We start from the raw sequence: 14,649 nt of genomic DNA, 5'->3' as shown, positions 1-14,649 counted from the left end.
GGTCAGGCCTCCTGGCGTGGTGCGGTGAACTCGGCCTCGGGCGCGGTCAGATCGAGGTAGGCCTCCTCCAGGGTGGCCTCACGGGCGGCGAGTTCCAGGACGGGGACGCCCGCCTCGGACATCAGCCGGCCCAGGTCGTCCACGCGCGCGTGCCGTACCGTCCAGGTCCCGTCCTCGTCCCGGGAGCCGTCGTGACCGTGCCGGGCGAGGAGGTCTCCGAGGGCGGCGGGATCGGTGGTGCGGATGCGGACGTGGGGCCGTACGCGCGCGTGGATGAAGTCCTGGACCGGTGTGTCGGCGAGCAGGCGGCCCCGGCCGAGGATCAGCAGCTGGTCGGCGAAGGCGGCGGTCTCGCCCATCAGATGGCTGGAGACCAGGACCGTACGGCCCTCGGCGGCGAGCCGGCGCAGCAGGGTGCGGATCCACACGATGCCTTCGGGGTCGAGGCCGTTGGCGGGTTCGTCGAGCAGGACGACCTCGGGGTCGCCGAGCAGGGCGGCGGCGATGCCGAGCCGCTGGCGCATGCCGAGGGAGTACGTCCGTACCCGGCGCCGGGCCACCGGGGCGAGGCCGGTCTCCTCCAGGACGGTGTCGACCCGGCGGGCCGGGATGCGGTTGCTCGCGGCGAGGGCGAGCAGGTGGTCGCGGGCGGTGCGGGAGCCGTGCGCGGCGCGGGCGTCGAGCAGGGCGCCCACCCGGCGCAGGGGGTCGCGGAGCCCGGCGTAGGCGTGACCGCCGACGGTGGCGGTGCCGGCGGTGGGCCGGTCGAGGCCGAGGACGAGGCGGAAGGTGGTGGACTTGCCGGCGCCGTTGGGGCCGAGGAAGCCGGTGACCCGGCCTGGGTGCACGCGGAAGGTGAGCCGGTCCACGGCCCGCCGGCCGCCGTACTCCTTGGTGAGGTCTCGTACGTCGATGCTGGTCATGGCAACAGCCTGGCCGGGCGGCGGAGTCGGGTCCTCCCCCGCCGGTGGGGAGCGTCTCCCCCGTGCGGGGGAGGCCCGTTGTCGGTGCCGCCTGCGACGATGAGGTCATGGCCCGCTTTCTGCGCCCGCTGCTGAGCGGGACGACGTACACGCGCCTGCTGCATCTGTGGGTGCCGATGCTGGTGGTCAGCGTCTGGCTCTTCGTCGACCCGTCGACCCCGTGGGTGCCCGGGCTGCTGCTCGTCCCGCTCGGCCTGGTGCCCGCGGTGCGGCGGGGCGAGGGCGTGCAGGCGCGGCTGCTGCTCACGCCCGGCGAGCCGGACCCGGGCATCTCCGAGGCGCCGGCGGCGACCTGGCGGGACCGGCTGCGTACGGTGCTGTGGCTGGAGCTGCGCATGGTGCTCGGCGGCGCGACCGTGTTCGCCTCCGTCTGGCTGCCCGTCAGCTGCTTCGAGCTGGCCCGGTGCGCGTGGGGTGCCGCGCCGGCCGGGATACCGCTGCTGGACCGGCTGCCGCCGCACCCCGCCTGGGCGCTGCTGGCGCCGCTGCCGCTGCTCGCCCTGTACGGGGTGGTCGTCGGGCTCGGCGCGCTGCTCACCGCCGCCGCGCGCCGGCTCCTGGGGCCGTCGGCGGCCGAGCGGCTGGCCGCGCTGGAGGAGCGCACCGAGCAGCTGCTGGAACGCACGAGGATCGCACGGGAGTTGCACGACTCGATCGGGCACGCCCTGACGGTGGCGGTGGTGCAGGCCGGTGCCGCGCGCGCGGCCGGTGATCCGGAGTTCACCGACCGGGCGCTGGCCGCCGTCGAGGAGACCGGCCGGGCCGCGCTGGAGGACCTGGAGCGGGTGCTGGGCGTGCTGCGGGAGGCCGAGCGGCCGGTGAGCGCGCGGCCCACACTGGCCGACGCCGGCCGGCTGCTGGAGTCGGCGCGGGCCTCCGGCGCCAAGGTCGACGCCGAGGTGACCGGCGCGGTCGAGGCCGTGCCGGGCCCGGTGTCCCGCGAGGGCTACCGGATCCTCCAGGAGGCGCTCACCAACGTGCTGCGGCACGCGGGGGCCGTCCCGGTCCGGGTCCGGGTCGCGGCCACCGACGCAACGCTCACCCTGGAGGTCCGCAACCCGCTGCCGGGGACGGTGACCGGCCCCGGCCGGGGCAGCGGCCTGCGCGGCATACGGGAGCGGGCCGCGCTGCTCGGCGGCACCGCGCAGACCGGCCCGGACGACGGCGACTGGCAGGTGCGCGCGGAGCTGCCAGCCTGCTGATCTACGCTGGCCGGATGCCGGTCACCGTACTCCTCGTCGACGACGAACCCCTGGTCCGCGCGGGTCTGCGGGCCGTGCTGGCGGCGCAGCCCGACATCGAGGTCGTGGGCGAGGCGGCCGACGGCGCGGCGGTCGTCCCGCTGGTGCGGCAACTGCGGCCGGACGTGGTCGCCATGGACGTACGGATGCCGCTGATGGACGGGATCGAGGCCACGCGCGCGGTGCTGCGCACGGTGCCGGAGCCGCCGAAGATCCTCGTGGTGACCACCTTCGAGGACGACGAGTACGTGTACGAGGCGCTGCGCGCGGGCGCCGACGGATTCCTGCTGAAGCGGGCCCGTCCGGCCGAGATCGTGCACGCGGTGCGGCTGGTCGCGGAGGGCGAGTCGCTGCTGTTCCCGGCGTCGGTACGGCGGCTCGCCGCCCGGTACGGCGACGGCGACCGGCCCGCGCGGGCCGTGCTGGAGCGGGCCCGGCTGACCGAGCGGGAGGCGGAGGTGCTGCGGCTCATGACCCGGGGGCTGTCGAACGCCGAGATCGCCGGCCTGCTGGTGGTGGGCGCGGAGACGGTGAAGTCGCATGTGAGCGCCGTCCTGGCCAAGCTCGGCGCGCGGGACCGCACCCAGGCGGTGATCGCGGCCTACGAGTCGGGGTTCGTGGAGCCGGGCTGAGCGAGGGGTCCGGCCGCGGGCGGAACCCGGCACTCGCCGGGGTGCGCCGGGCCGAGTACGATCCGGCCAACACGCCCGCGAGCTGGGAGGACGGACGGTGGGGCAGCTGACCGGCGGCGATCCCTCGCTGCTGCGAAGGATCAATTCCGCGGTGGTGCTGCACGCGCTGCGTGCCACGGACTGCGCGACACTCACCGAGATCACCCGCGTCACCGGACTGTCCCGGCCGACCGTCGAGGGTGTCGTGGAGGGGCTCATCGAGGGCGGGCTCGTGGTGGAGGCGGCGGCCGACGGCGGCGGCGCCCGCCGCCAGGGCCGGCCCGCCCGGCGGTTCCGGTTCCGGGCCGAGGCGGGGCACCTGCTGGGCCTGGAGGTCGGGCCGCACCGGGTCGCCGCGCTCCTGTCCGACCTGGACGGACGGGTGCTGGGCGCACAGGCCAAGGAGGTCGACGAGACGGCCCCGGCGGACGAGCGGCTGGACCGGCTGCGCGGCGCGGTCGCCGAACTGCTGCGCCGGGCCGGGGTGGCGCGCAGCTCGCTGCGGGCGGTGGGCGTGGGCACGCCGGGCATCGTGGAGGCGGACGGCACGGTTCGGCTGAGCACCGCCCTGCCGCAGTGGACGGGCCTGCGGCTCGGGGAGCGGCTGAGCCGTTCCTTCCGCTGTCCGGTGCTGGTGGAGAACGACGCCAACGCGGCGGCCGTCGCCGAGCACTGGAAGGGCGCGGCGACCGAGACGGACGACGTGGTGTTCGTCCTGGCCGGGCTGAGCCCCGGGGCCGGCTCACTGATCGGCGGGCGGCTGCACCGGGGCTACGGCGGGGCGGCCGGGGAGATCGGCGCGCTGCATCTGCTGGGCCGGGAGGCGACGCCGGAGGCGCTGCTGTCCACCACCGACGAGCCGCTGCACCCGCTGGACGAGCAGGCGGTCGCGGAGGTGTTCGCGCTGGCCCGGAAGGGCGACCAGCGGGCCCGGGCGGCCGTGGACCGGTTCATCCAGCGGCTCGTGCACGATGTCGCCGCGCTGGTGCTGGCGCTCGATCCGGAGCTGGTCGTGATCGGGGGGTGGGCGGCGGGTCTGGACGGTGTCCTGGAGCCGCTGCGGCGGGAACTGGCCCGCTATTGCCTGCGGCCGCCTCGGGTGGCGTTGTCCTTGCTGGGCGAGGCGGCCGTCGCCACGGGGGCGTTGCGCCTGGCTCTGGACCATGTGGAGGAGCAGTTGTTCGCCGTGGAGGGCACGGTGACGCGACGCTGAGCTGCGCTGAGAGGGGGCGCGGGTCGTCATGGTGCTGCTGCAGCGTTGTGCTGGTCGCGCCCGCGCGGCGGAGCCGCACATGCGATGCGGCCCCGCGCCCCTGGGGGGTCGGCCCTGTCCGGAGCCGTGAAGAGCCCGGTGTGCGGGCTGCCTCAAGGCTCAGGAAGCCCGCTGCTCCGGGTCGTGGTGTATCTCCACGCCCGCCGATTCGCCGAAGGTCAGCCGGCAGGTGTCGGCACGGTAGGTCGCCACCGACAGTGCGGCGGTGCGGCCCTGGACGAGGAAGCGGGTGGTGACGACGAGGACGGGTGAGCCGGGGAGGCGGTCGAGCTCCTTGGCGTCGTCCGCGCGTGCGGAGCCCAGCTCGACGGCGCGCTCCTCGCCCTCCAGCGGCAGGTGCTGCAGCTCGCGCAGTACCGCACGCGCGCGTGCCGCGCCGGACGGGGCGTCGATCGCGGTGAGGCCGGGCACCGAGGCCGCCGGGATGTAGAGCAGTTCGGTGGCGACCTGCTGGCCGTGCGACATACGGGTGCGGCGGACGGTGTGGACGGGCTCGTCCGCGCCGGTGTCCAGGGCGGCGGCGACGGCGGCGGGCGGCGTCGCCAGGTCGCTGTCGACGGGCTGCCAGGCGTCTCCGGCGGCGCCGGGCCAGGCGTGCTGCTCGGTGCCGACGGCCACGCCCACCCGCGGCGGCGCGACGGTCGTGCCGACCCCGCGGCGGCGCTGCAGCCGGCCCTCCAGCTCCAGCTGTTCGAGGGCCTGGCGGAGCGTGGCCCGGGCCACGCCGAAGCGGGCGGCGAGGTCACGTTCGTTCGGCAGGATCTCGCCGACCGAGAACTCGGAGTCGAGTGCCTCGGTGAGCACGGTCTTGAGATGCCAGTACTTCGGTTCCGGCACCGTTTCCAGCTGCGTGGTCCCCACCCTGTCCTCCGCAAGAGCCGTGGTCCGGCGGTTTTTAGCGCCCTTGTTTATTAAAGGTTGTTGCACTTCTCTGCGACGATAGGGCGGCCGTCACCCTTGGTCAAGACCAATCCCCGGTCCCGTGACATGGCGGAGCCCCCGTCGGACGACGGGGGCTCGCGGGCGGGCGGTGGGTTCAGCGGCCGGCGAGGTGCCGGAGCTTGTCCGGGTTGCGGACGACGTAGACGGCGGTGATCCGGCCGTCGGCGATGTCCACCTGGAACAGGCTGTCGGGCTTGTCGCCGGTCAGGATGAGCAGCGCGGGGCCGCCGTTGACCTCCACGGGGCGGAAGGACAGGTCCGCCGGGCCGGAGCGCGCGACGCCGACGAGGAAGCGGCCGACCTTGTCGGCGGTGTGCAGGACGCGCAGGGGCGCCTTGGCCTTGCCGCCGCTGTCGCCGACCAGGCGGACGTCCGGCGCGAGCAGGGACAGCAGGCCCTCCAGGTCGCCCTCGGCCGCGGCGGTGAGGAAACGCTCGGTCAGATCGCGGCGCCGGGCGGGGTCGACCTCGTACCGGGGGCGCCGTTCGGCCACGTGCCGGCGGGCCCGGCCGGCGAGCTGCCGTACCGCCGGTTCGGCCCGGTCGAGCAGCGTGGCGATCTCGGCGTAGGGGTAGCCGAAGGCCTCGCGGAGCACGAACACCGCGCGCTCCAGCGGGGAGAGCGACTCCAGGACGACCAGGACGGCCAGGGAGACCGTGTCGGCGAGCACGGCGCGGTCCGCGGAGTCCGGGGCGGTGTCGGCGAACTCGGTGAGGTACGGCTCGGGCAGCCACGGCCCGACGTACGCCTCGCCGCGGGACTGCACCTGGCGCAGCCGGTCGATGGCCAGCCGGGTGGTGATGCGCACCAGGTAGGCGCGCGGTTCGCGGACGTCGGTGCGGTCGGCCTGGTACCAGCGCAGCCATGCCTCCTGGACCACGTCCTCGGCGTCGGCGACCCGGCCGAGCATGCGGTAGGCGACTCCCATGAGCAGGGGCCGGTGCTCTTCGAAGACATCGGTGGCGAGGTCGGCGGTCACGGATCCATCCCAGCCGACACGCCTGTCGCTGTCCACCCGGAATGCCCGGCTCCGGGAGCGGTCCGGATCACAATGACGGCGGACCGCCGGCGGGCGGCGGCCGGTGACCGTGAGGTGGGCGATGCGGTACGCGGTGCTGGGCACGGGCGAGGTGGGCCGTACCCTGGCCGGCCGGCTGCTGGAACTGGGGCACGAGGTGACCCTCGGTTCCCGCACCCGGGACAATCCGGTGGCGGTGGAGTGGGCGACGGCCGCGGCCGGCCGCGCCCACGCGGGGACGTTCGCGGACGCGGCGGCGGCGGGCGAGGTGGTCGTCAACGCGGTGAGCGGCCGGGTGGCGCTGGACGCGCTGCGGGCGGCGGGTGCGGAGCACCTGGACGGCAAGGTGCTGGTGGACGTCTCCAATCCGCTGGCGTTCGAGGACGGGCAGCCGCGGCTCGACCCGGTGGAGTCGGACAGCGTGGCCGAGCGGATCCAGCGGGCGTTCCCGCACACGCGCGTGGTGAAGACGCTGAACACCGTCAACTGCCAGGTGATGGTGGATCCGGGGCGGGTGCCGGGCGAGCACCATGTGTTCGTGTGCGGGGCGGACGCCCGGGCCAAGGAGCGGGTGACGGGGCTGCTCGCGGAATTCGGCTGGCCGGCCGGGCGGGTGCTGGACCTGGGCGACATCCGGGCGGCGCGCGCGGTGGAGATGTACCTTCCGCTGTGGCTGACGCTGTTCCGCGGCTTCGGGCACGCCGACTTCAACATCGAGGTGCGCCGGGCGCGTTGAGGACCGTGCGGGTGTGCGGCACCCGAGGGCTACCGGCCGGTAGTAATTGCTGACAAGCTGTCTACGGCGTCCGTCAGCAGCCCAGACGAGGAGCACCCCATGTCCGCCACCGTCTCCTTCAAGGTCCCCGCCCCGCACGGCCCGGGCGATGTGACCGTGTCCTACGCGCGCGTGGGTCACGGCGAACCGCTCGTCCTGCTGCACGGCATCGGGCACCACCGGCAGGCCTGGGACCCGGTGGTGGACATCCTGGCCACCGAGCGCGAGGTGATCGCCGTCGACCTGCCGGGCTTCGGCGCGTCCCCGGGGCTGCCGGACGGCCTGGCCTACGACCTGCCCACCACGAACTCTGTGCTGGGCGCCCTGTTCGAGGCGCTGGCGCTGGACCGCCCGCACGTGGCCGGCAACTCGCTGGGCGGCCTGCTCGCGCTGGAGCTGGGCCGGGAGAACCTCGTACGGTCCGTCACCGCCCTCTCCCCCGCCGGCTTCTGGAGCGAGGCCGAGCGGCGGTACGCGTTCACGGTGCTGCTCGCGATGCGGGGCATCGCCCAGCGGCTGCCGCTGCCGTTGGTGGAGCGGCTGGCCCGCACGACGGCCGGCCGTACCGCGCTGACCAGCACCATCTACGCCCGCCCCGGGCGCCGTTCGCCGGAGGCGGTGGTCGCCGAGACGCTCGCGCTCGTCGGGGCCACCGGCTTCGAGGCGACCCTGCGGGCGGGCTCCGCCGTACGGTTCACCGACGAGCTGGCGGGCCTGCCGGTCACGGTGGCCTGGGGCACCCGGGACCGGATCCTCGTGCGCCGCCAGGGCGTCCGCGCCAAGCAGCTCATACCGCACGCCCGGCTGGTGCGGCTGCCCGGCTGCGGCCACTGCCCGATGAACGACGACCCGGCGCTGGTCGCGCGGGTCATCCTGGACGGCAGCCGCTGAGGACCGCCGACCGCCTCCCGGCCGGCCGGGGTTCACCTCCGGTTCGCGTGCGCGCCGCGGCATCCCCGTAAGTGTGGCTGTGCACACTGGCCGGATCCCGTCCCTGGAGGCGCAGCCATGTCCCACCGTCCGCTCCCCGGTCGCCGCAGCGTTCTGCGCGGCTCCCTCGCCGCGTCGGCGGCCCTGACCCTGCCCGTGGGCCTCGGCACGGCCCCGGCGTTCGCCCGCTCCGGACACCCCGCGGCGGGCTGGGGCGTGCAGACCGGTGACGTGACCGCCGACTCCGGCCTGGTGTGGATCCGCGCGGACCGGCCGGCCCGGATGATCGTGGAGGCCTCGGCCACCGAGTCGTTCCGCAACCCGCGCCGGTGGCACGGCCCGCTGCTGGGCGCCGGCACGGACTTCACCGGCACCACCCGGCTGCACGGCCTGCCCTCCGGCGAGCAGATCCACTACCGGGTGCTGCTCGCCGACCCGGACGACCCGCGCCGCACCGGCGAGCCCGTGACCGGCACCTTCCGTACCGTGTCCCGGCGCCGCCGGGACGGCGTGCGGTTCCTGTGGTCGGGCGACCTGGCCGGCCAGGGCTGGGGCATCAACCCGGACCTGGGCGGTTACCGCATCTACGACGCGATGGCGAAGCTGGACCCGGACTTCTTCCTGTGCAGCGGCGACACCATCTACGCCGACGGTCCGATCTCGGCCACCCAGGCGCTGCCCGGCGGCGGCACCTGGCGGAACGTCACCACCGAGGAGAAGGCGAAGGTCGCCGAGACCCTCGCCGAGTACCGGGGCAACTTCCGCTACAACCTGCTCGACGAGAACCTCAGGCGGTTCAACGCCCAGGTGCCCTCGGTCGTCCAGTGGGACGACCACGAGGTGCGCAACAACTGGTACCCGGGCGAGGTGATCGCCTCCGCCGACACCCGCTACACCGAGAAGAGCATCGACGTGCTCGCCGCGCGCGCCCGGAGGGCGTTCAGCGAGTACTTCCCCGTGTCCACGCTGCGGCCGGGGGCGAAGGAGGGCCGCGTCCACCGGGTGCTGCGCCAGGGCCCGCTGCTGGACGTGTTCGTGCTGGACATGCGCACGTACCGCAACGCCAACTCGCCGGACGACCAGACCGCCGACCCGCAGGGCATCCTCGGCCGGGAGCAGCTGGAGTGGCTCAAGCGGGAGCTGGCCCGGTCGCGCGCGGTGTGGAAGGTGATCGCCGCCGACATGCCGCTCGGTCTCGTCGTACCGGACCCGGTGGAGAACAAGCCGAACTTCGAGGCCGTGGCCCAGGGCGACCCGGGTGCCCCGCTCGGCCGTGAGCTGCAGATCGCCGAGCTGCTGCGGTTCGTCAAGCACCGGCGGATCACCGGCACGCTGTGGCTGACGGCGGACGTGCACCACACCTCCGCGCAGCACTACCACCCCTCCCGGGCCGCGTTCACCGACTTCGAGCCGTTCTGGGAGTTCGTCTCCGGGCCGCTGAACGCCGGCGCCTTCCCGGCCGGCGCGCTGGACGGCACCTTCGGACCGGAGCGGGTGTTCGTGAAGGCGCCGACCGCGTCGAACGTCTCGCCCGTGGGCGGCTACCAGTTCTTCGGCGAGGTCGACATCGACGGGGACAGCGGCGAGCTGACGGTACGGCTGCGGGAGCAGGACGGCACCGTACTGTTCACGCAGACGCTGCAGCCGGGCCGGGTCGGTCAGTAAGGGCCCTACGGGAAGAGGGCGGGCGGTCTGCCGTAGAAAATGCAACAAATGGGGCGGAGCATACTTTACCCATCGGTCACAATCAGTTCGTGATCACGCAACACCCTTCGTCCACAGTGGCTGCATGACTCCAGACATGCCTGATGTGACCCGGGCCAAGCACGGGCGGCCCGTGCACCACTGGCGGCGCGACGTCGTCGAACTCGCCGCGCTCTTCACGGCCGTGGCCGTCGCGGACGCGGTGGCGAACCTGATCGGGCACGGGCCCGACGGCCCGGCCCTGCTGGTGATCTCGGCGATCGTGCTCGCCGCGACGGCGGGGTTCCACGTGTGGTGGACACGCCGCCACGGACACGCGCCGCCGGTCAGCGATACCGGTGCCCGGCCGGCCGCCGAGCCGCGGCCGGCCGGGCCCTCCGAGCAGCCCGCCGCCTACGGGATCGGCGGCACGCTGTGGCGGATGCGGACGACCGTGCAGGACGAGCCGGGTTCGCTGGCCGCCCTGTGCACGGCGCTCGCCGGGCACCGGGTGGACATCCTGAGCCTGCAGACGCACCCGCTGGCCGACGGCACGGTGGACGACTTCCTGCTGCGGGCGCCGGGCGGCTTCCCGGCGGCCGAGATCACCCGGGCGGTCGCACTGGCCGGGGGCACGGCCACCTGGATCGAGCGGGCCGACGCCCACGACCTGGTCGACGTGCCCACCCGGGTGCTCGGCCTGGCCGCCCGCACCGCCCTGGACACCGCCGAACTTCCGCTGGCACTGCGCCAGTTGCTGGGCCGCTGCACGATCCGGTCGCTGCCCGGCAGGCCGGCCGGCGGCGGCCGCGGTCCGCAGCCGGTGCCGGTCGAGGGGGTCCTGGAGGACACCGTGATGCGGCTGCCGGCGCCCGAGGGCGGCGTGCTCACCGTGGAGCGGCCGTATCTGCCGTTCACCCCCACCGAGTTCGCCCGCGCGCGGGCGCTGGTGGAGCTGGACAGCCGGCTCGGGCCGCGCATCCCCGACGGTGAGGACGTGCTCACCCTCCCCGAGGGCAACGACATCACCGTGCGCCGGGTCGACACCGGGGACCTGGCCGCGGCCCGGGCGATGCACGACCGGTGCTCGCCGCACACCCTCGGCCTGCGCTACCACGGCCCGGTCGGCGACGTGGACCGCTATCTGAACCACCTGCTCAGCCCCCGCTACGGCCGCACCCTGGCCGCGCAGACCGCCTCCGGGCGGATCGTCGGCCTCGGGCATCTGCTGTGGGACGGCGACGAGACCGAGGTCGCGCTGCTGGTCGAGGACGAGTGGCAGCAGCGCGGCGTCGGCGGCGAGCTGCTCGGCCGGCTGGTGGCGATGGCGGCGGAGGCCGGCTGCGAGAGCGTGTACGCGGTGACCAAGGCGTCCAACACCGGCATGGTGGCCGCGATGCGCGGGCTCGGCCTGCCGCTGGACTACCAGGTCGAGGAGGGCACACTGGTGATCACGGCCCGGCTGGACCCCACACCGGTCGCCACCGCACCCGGTCCCCGGCCGCCGCACCTCGGATGAACCGCACGCCCGGGATCGAGGGATCACACGGCACGGCGGTGCCGAACCCTCCGCATCCCGCAGAGCCCGGCACCGCCCGCCTCAGCGCACCGCCTCCTGCAACGCCGTCACCCGCCGTGCGCGCGGAGCACCCAGCGCCTGGTCCAGGTCGGCCCACAGGTCGTCCACGTCCTCCAGGCCCACCGACAGCCGCAGCAGCCGGTCGCTCACCCCGGCCCCGCGCCGGTCCTCGGCGTCCACGATGCGGTGGCTGATGGACGCGGGGTGCTGGATGAGCGTGTCGACGCTGCCCAGGCTCACCGCGGGGGTGACGAGCCGGACCCGGGAGATGACCTCGTGCGGGTCGCCGTGCACCTCGAAGGCGATCATCGCGCCGCCGAGCCGTGGGTAGCGGACCCGGGCCACGCGCGGGTCGGCGGCGAGCCGGCGGGCCAGCTCGGCGGCGTTCGCGGAGGCGGCCCGCACCCGCACGGGGAGCGTGGACAGCCCGCGCAGCAGCAGGTAGCCGGCGAGCGGATGCAGGACTCCCCCGGTGGCGAACCGTATCTGCCGCAGCCGTCCCGCGAACTCCTCGTCGCAGGCGACCACCCCGGCCAGCACATCGCCGTGCCCGCCGAGGTACTTGGTGGCGCTGTGCAGCACGAGCCGGGCGCCCTGCTCGGCCGGGCGCTGGAGCACGGGCGTGGCGAAGGTGTTGTCGGCGAGCAGCGGCACGGAGCCGCAGGCGTGCGCGATGCCCCGCAGGTCGAGTTCGGCGAGGGTCGGGTTGGCCGGGGACTCGACCATCACCAGGCCGGTGTCCGGGCGCAGCGCCTCGGCGATGCCGGCCGGGTCGGTCCAGGTGACCTCGGTGCCGAGCAGCCCGGCGGTCAGCAGGTGGTCGCTGCATCCGTACAGCGGCCGTACCGCGACGACATGGCGCAGGCCCATGGCGGACCGGGCGAGCAGGACCGCGCTGAGCGCGGCCATGCCGCTGGCGAAGGCGACCGCGGACTCGGTGCCCTCCAGGCGGGCGAGGGCGGTCTCGAAGCGGGCGACGGTCGGGTTGCCTAGGCGGCCGTAGACCGGCGGTCCGACCGGGTCGGCGCCGTCGGCGGCGAAGGCGTCGATGCGGGCGGCCTCGGCGCGGCTGTCGTAGGAGGGGTAGGTGGTGGACAGGTCGATCGGCGGGGCGTGCAGGCCCTGGCGGGCGAGGTCGTCGCGGCCGGCGTGCACGGCTTCGGTGGCCAGGGCTCTCGGTGCGGTGCGTACGTCGTCGTAGGCACCGGTGCTCGCTGTGTCCATGGGCGGAAGGGTGAACAGCGAACGGTTCACCGGGACCGAACACCGTGCTACGTTCGGCCCATGGCCGAATCCGTCGTACTGGATCCGGTCGATCTGCATCTGCTGCGGCTGTTGCAGAACGACGCCCGGACCACCTATCGCGACCTCGCCGCGCAGGTGGGCGTGGCGCCGTCGACCTGTCTGGACCGGGTGACCCGGCTGCGCCGCTCGGGCGTGATCCTCGGCCACCGGCTGCGGCTCGATCCGGCCAAGCTCGGGCGCGGGCTCCAGGCGCTGCTGTCCGTGCAGGTACGGCCGCACCGGCGGGAGCTGGTGGGACCGTTCGTGGAGCGGATCCGGGCGCTGCCGGAAGCGCGGTCGGTGTTCCATCTGACCGGGCCGGACGACTACCTCGTGCATGTGGCGGTCGCGGACATGGCCGATCTCCAGCGGCTGGTGCTGGACGAGTTCACGGCGCGGCGCGAGGTGGCCCGGGTGGAGACCCGGCTGATCTTCCAGCAGTGGGAGTGCGGGCCGCTGCTGCCGCCCGGCCACGCCCAGAGCTGAATCCCGTTAATCCCGGGTGACGCGGAGATCCTCGTCGTACGAGGATGGGCCGCATGTCTGAGACCCAGAGCCCGCTTCCCCGCCAGGTCGCCGACGCCTACGTCGACGACCTCATCGCCCTCGACCCGGTCACCGGTACGTACCTCGGTGTGAAGGAGAGTTCGAGCAGGCTGCCCGACTACTCGCCGGCCGGTCAGGAGGCCCTGGCGGAGCTGGCGCGGGCCACCCTCGCGAAGCTGGACGAGGCCGAGCGGCGGCCCGGTGCGGACAGTGACGTGGAGCGGCGCTGCGCCCGGCTGCTGCGGGAGCGGCTGACCGCCGAACTCGCCGTCCACGACGCTCAGGAGCATCTGCGCCGCATCGGCAACCTGGACACGCCCGGCCACGCGGTCCGGGAGATCTTCACGGTCACCCCGGCCGAGACCGAGGAGGACTGGGCGGCGATCGCGCAGCGGCTGCGCGCGGTGCCGGGCGCCCTCGCGGGCTACCGGGCGTCGCTCGAACTCGGCCTGGAACGCAAGCTGTTCGCGGCGCCCCGGCCGACCGCGACCCACATCGACCAGCTCACCGAGTGGACGGACACGGACGGCACGGGCCGCGGCTGGTACGAGGACTTCGCCGCCGCCGGCCCCGACGCGCTGCGCGCGGAGCTGGACGAGGCGGCGCGGGCGGCGACCGGCGCCCTGGTGGAGCTGCGCGACTGGCTGCGGGACGTGTACGCGCCGGCGATCGAGGCCGCCCCGAACGTGGTCGGCCGGGAGCGGTACGCGCGCTGGGCCCGCTACTTCAACGGCACGGACCTGGACCTGGACGAGGCGTACGCGTACGGCTGGGCGGAGTTCCACCGCATCCTCGGCGAGATGCGCAAGGAGGCGGAAAAGATCCTGCCCGGTGCCGAGACGCCGTGGGTGGCGCTCGCGCACCTGGACGAGCACGGCCGGCACATCGAGGGCGTGGACGAGGTCCGGGAGTGGCTCCAGGGCCTGATGGACAAGGCGATCGAGGAGCTGGACGGCACGCACTTCGAACTCGCCGAGCGGGTGCGCAGGGTGGAGTCGTGCATCGCCCCGCCCGGCGGTGCGGCGGCCCCCTACTACACGCCGCCCTCGGAGGACTTCTCCCGGCCCGGCCGCACCTGGCTGCCCACGATGGGCCTGACCCGCTTCCCGGTCTACGACCTCGTCTCGACCTGGTACCACGAGGGCGTGCCCGGCCACCACCTCCAGCTGGCGCAGTGGGCGCACGTGGCGGAGAACCTCTCCCGCTACCAGGCGACGGTCGGCGGGGTCAGCGCCAACGCGGAGGGCTGGGCGCTGTACGCGGAACGGCTGATGGACGAGCTCGGCTACCTCACGGATCCCGAGGAGCGGCTCGGCTACCTGGACGCGCAGATGATGCGGGCGGCCCGGGTGATCGTGGACATCGGCATGCACCTGGAGCTGGAGATCCCGGCGGACTCCCCGTTCCACCCCGGTGAGCGGTGGACGCCGGAGCTGGCCGAGGCGTTCGTCGGTGCGCACAGCAGCCGGCCGGCGGACTACGTGGAGAGCGAGCTGACCCGGTACCTGACGATCCCGGGCCAGGCGATCGGCTACAAGCTCGGCGAGCGGGCGTGGCTGCTGGGCCGGGAGAAGGCGCGCGAGCGGCACGGCGACGCGTTCGACCTGAAGGCCTGGCACATGGCGGCGCTGTCGCAGGGTTCGCTGGGCCTGGACGACCTGGTGGACGAGCTGGCCCGGCTCTGACCGCCCGGCGTCTCCGCCGGAAGCCGTCCGGGGTGCCGT

13 protein-coding genes are annotated in these 14,649 nt (G+C 74.5%); 9 read left to right on the top strand and 4 right to left on the bottom strand.

Annotated features, from left to right (window positions below):
• Positions 1-2 precede the first annotated feature (2 nt).
• On the bottom strand, positions 3-923 hold the full coding sequence (locus ACIP4Y_RS11375) for an ATP-binding cassette domain-containing protein (protein ID WP_401390966.1): 921 nt from the start codon (positions 921-923) through the stop codon (positions 3-5).
• 107 nt (positions 924-1,030) lie between these two features.
• On the opposite strand from ACIP4Y_RS11375, the gene ACIP4Y_RS11370 reads away from it, so the two are divergent.
• From ACIP4Y_RS11370 to ACIP4Y_RS11360, 3 genes are all read left to right on the top strand, one after another.
• On the top strand, positions 1,031-2,185 hold the full coding sequence (locus ACIP4Y_RS11370) for a sensor histidine kinase (RefSeq protein WP_401390963.1): 1,155 nt from the start codon (positions 1,031-1,033) through the stop codon (positions 2,183-2,185).
• A gap of 14 nt (positions 2,186-2,199) precedes the next feature.
• On the top strand, positions 2,200-2,856 hold the full coding sequence (locus ACIP4Y_RS11365) for a response regulator (RefSeq protein WP_401390960.1): 657 nt from the start codon (positions 2,200-2,202) through the stop codon (positions 2,854-2,856).
• 97 nt (positions 2,857-2,953) lie between these two features.
• Complete coding sequence (locus ACIP4Y_RS11360) at positions 2,954-4,108, top strand: ROK family transcriptional regulator (protein WP_401390957.1); 1,155 nt, start codon at positions 2,954-2,956, stop codon at positions 4,106-4,108.
• Between the two features lie 159 nt (positions 4,109-4,267).
• Here the strand turns inward: ACIP4Y_RS11360 and ACIP4Y_RS11355 are convergent, their stop codons facing one another.
• Together ACIP4Y_RS11355 and ACIP4Y_RS11350 are read right to left on the bottom strand one after the other, a co-directional pair.
• Positions 4,268-5,029 carry a GntR family transcriptional regulator gene (locus tag ACIP4Y_RS11355; RefSeq protein WP_358643848.1) on the bottom strand — a complete coding sequence of 254 codons (762 nt, stop codon included), beginning with the start codon at positions 5,027-5,029 and terminating at the stop codon, positions 4,268-4,270.
• 175 nt (positions 5,030-5,204) lie between these two features.
• A complete protein-coding gene (locus tag ACIP4Y_RS11350) occupies positions 5,205-6,089 on the bottom strand; it encodes an RNA polymerase sigma-70 factor (RefSeq protein WP_358643850.1) in 885 nt (294 codons plus the stop codon).
• A gap of 121 nt (positions 6,090-6,210) precedes the next feature.
• Here ACIP4Y_RS11350 and ACIP4Y_RS11345 point away from each other — a divergent pair, with 121 nt between their 5' ends.
• From ACIP4Y_RS11345 to ACIP4Y_RS11330, 4 genes are all read left to right on the top strand, one after another.
• Positions 6,211-6,864 (top strand): NADPH-dependent F420 reductase, encoded by a 654-nt coding sequence (locus tag ACIP4Y_RS11345; protein WP_401390953.1) that lies wholly within the window; start codon positions 6,211-6,213, stop codon positions 6,862-6,864.
• 99 nt (positions 6,865-6,963) lie between these two features.
• Entirely contained in the window at positions 6,964-7,794 is an 831-nt protein-coding gene (locus ACIP4Y_RS11340) for an alpha/beta fold hydrolase (RefSeq protein ID WP_401390950.1), read from the top strand.
• A gap of 117 nt (positions 7,795-7,911) precedes the next feature.
• Positions 7,912-9,498 (top strand): alkaline phosphatase D family protein, encoded by a 1,587-nt coding sequence (locus ACIP4Y_RS11335; RefSeq protein ID WP_401390947.1) that lies wholly within the window; start codon positions 7,912-7,914, stop codon positions 9,496-9,498.
• Positions 9,499-9,634: 136 nt separating this feature from the next.
• Complete coding sequence (locus ACIP4Y_RS11330; protein WP_401390944.1) at positions 9,635-11,035, top strand: GNAT family N-acetyltransferase; 1,401 nt, start codon at positions 9,635-9,637, stop codon at positions 11,033-11,035.
• Positions 11,036-11,116: 81 nt separating this feature from the next.
• On the opposite strand, the gene ACIP4Y_RS11325 is transcribed toward ACIP4Y_RS11330, so the two are convergent.
• Positions 11,117-12,319: a trans-sulfuration enzyme family protein gene (locus ACIP4Y_RS11325; RefSeq protein WP_401390941.1), complete on the bottom strand. Its 1,203-nt coding sequence runs from the start codon at positions 12,317-12,319 to the stop codon at positions 11,117-11,119.
• Between the two features lie 60 nt (positions 12,320-12,379).
• Between ACIP4Y_RS11325 and ACIP4Y_RS11320 the strand changes: the two genes are divergently transcribed.
• Positions 12,380-12,865, top strand: a complete 486-nt coding sequence (locus ACIP4Y_RS11320; protein WP_030339892.1) for an Lrp/AsnC family transcriptional regulator — start codon at positions 12,380-12,382, stop codon at positions 12,863-12,865.
• 53 nt (positions 12,866-12,918) lie between these two features.
• A complete protein-coding gene (locus ACIP4Y_RS11315; RefSeq protein WP_401390937.1) occupies positions 12,919-14,610 on the top strand; it encodes a DUF885 domain-containing protein in 1,692 nt (563 codons plus the stop codon).
• Positions 14,611-14,649 lie beyond the last annotated feature (39 nt).

It is taken from the genome of Streptomyces sp. NPDC088810 (genome assembly GCF_044750305.1).
GTDB lineage: Bacteria > Actinomycetota > Actinomycetes > Streptomycetales > Streptomycetaceae > Streptomyces.
Note: the sequence above shows the minus strand (reverse complement) of the source record. Positions and strands in the feature narration are given on the sequence as shown.

Coding starts and splice junctions, on each gene's coding strand:
- ACIP4Y_RS11375 (WP_401390966.1), bottom strand. CDS start 923: ATGACCAGCATCGACGTACGAGACCTCACCAAGGAGTACGGCGGCCGG.
- ACIP4Y_RS11365 (WP_401390960.1), top strand. CDS start 2,200: ATGCCGGTCACCGTACTCCTCGTCGACGACGAACCCCTGGTCCGCGCG.
- ACIP4Y_RS11330 (WP_401390944.1), top strand. CDS start 9,635: ATGCCTGATGTGACCCGGGCCAAGCACGGGCGGCCCGTGCACCACTGG.
- ACIP4Y_RS11345 (WP_401390953.1), top strand. CDS start 6,211: ATGCGGTACGCGGTGCTGGGCACGGGCGAGGTGGGCCGTACCCTGGCC.
- ACIP4Y_RS11320 (WP_030339892.1), top strand. CDS start 12,380: ATGGCCGAATCCGTCGTACTGGATCCGGTCGATCTGCATCTGCTGCGG.
- ACIP4Y_RS11340 (WP_401390950.1), top strand. CDS start 6,964: ATGTCCGCCACCGTCTCCTTCAAGGTCCCCGCCCCGCACGGCCCGGGC.
- ACIP4Y_RS11315 (WP_401390937.1), top strand. CDS start 12,919: ATGTCTGAGACCCAGAGCCCGCTTCCCCGCCAGGTCGCCGACGCCTAC.
- ACIP4Y_RS11325 (WP_401390941.1), bottom strand. CDS start 12,319: ATGGACACAGCGAGCACCGGTGCCTACGACGACGTACGCACCGCACCG.
- ACIP4Y_RS11370 (WP_401390963.1), top strand. CDS start 1,031: ATGGCCCGCTTTCTGCGCCCGCTGCTGAGCGGGACGACGTACACGCGC.
- ACIP4Y_RS11335 (WP_401390947.1), top strand. CDS start 7,912: ATGTCCCACCGTCCGCTCCCCGGTCGCCGCAGCGTTCTGCGCGGCTCC.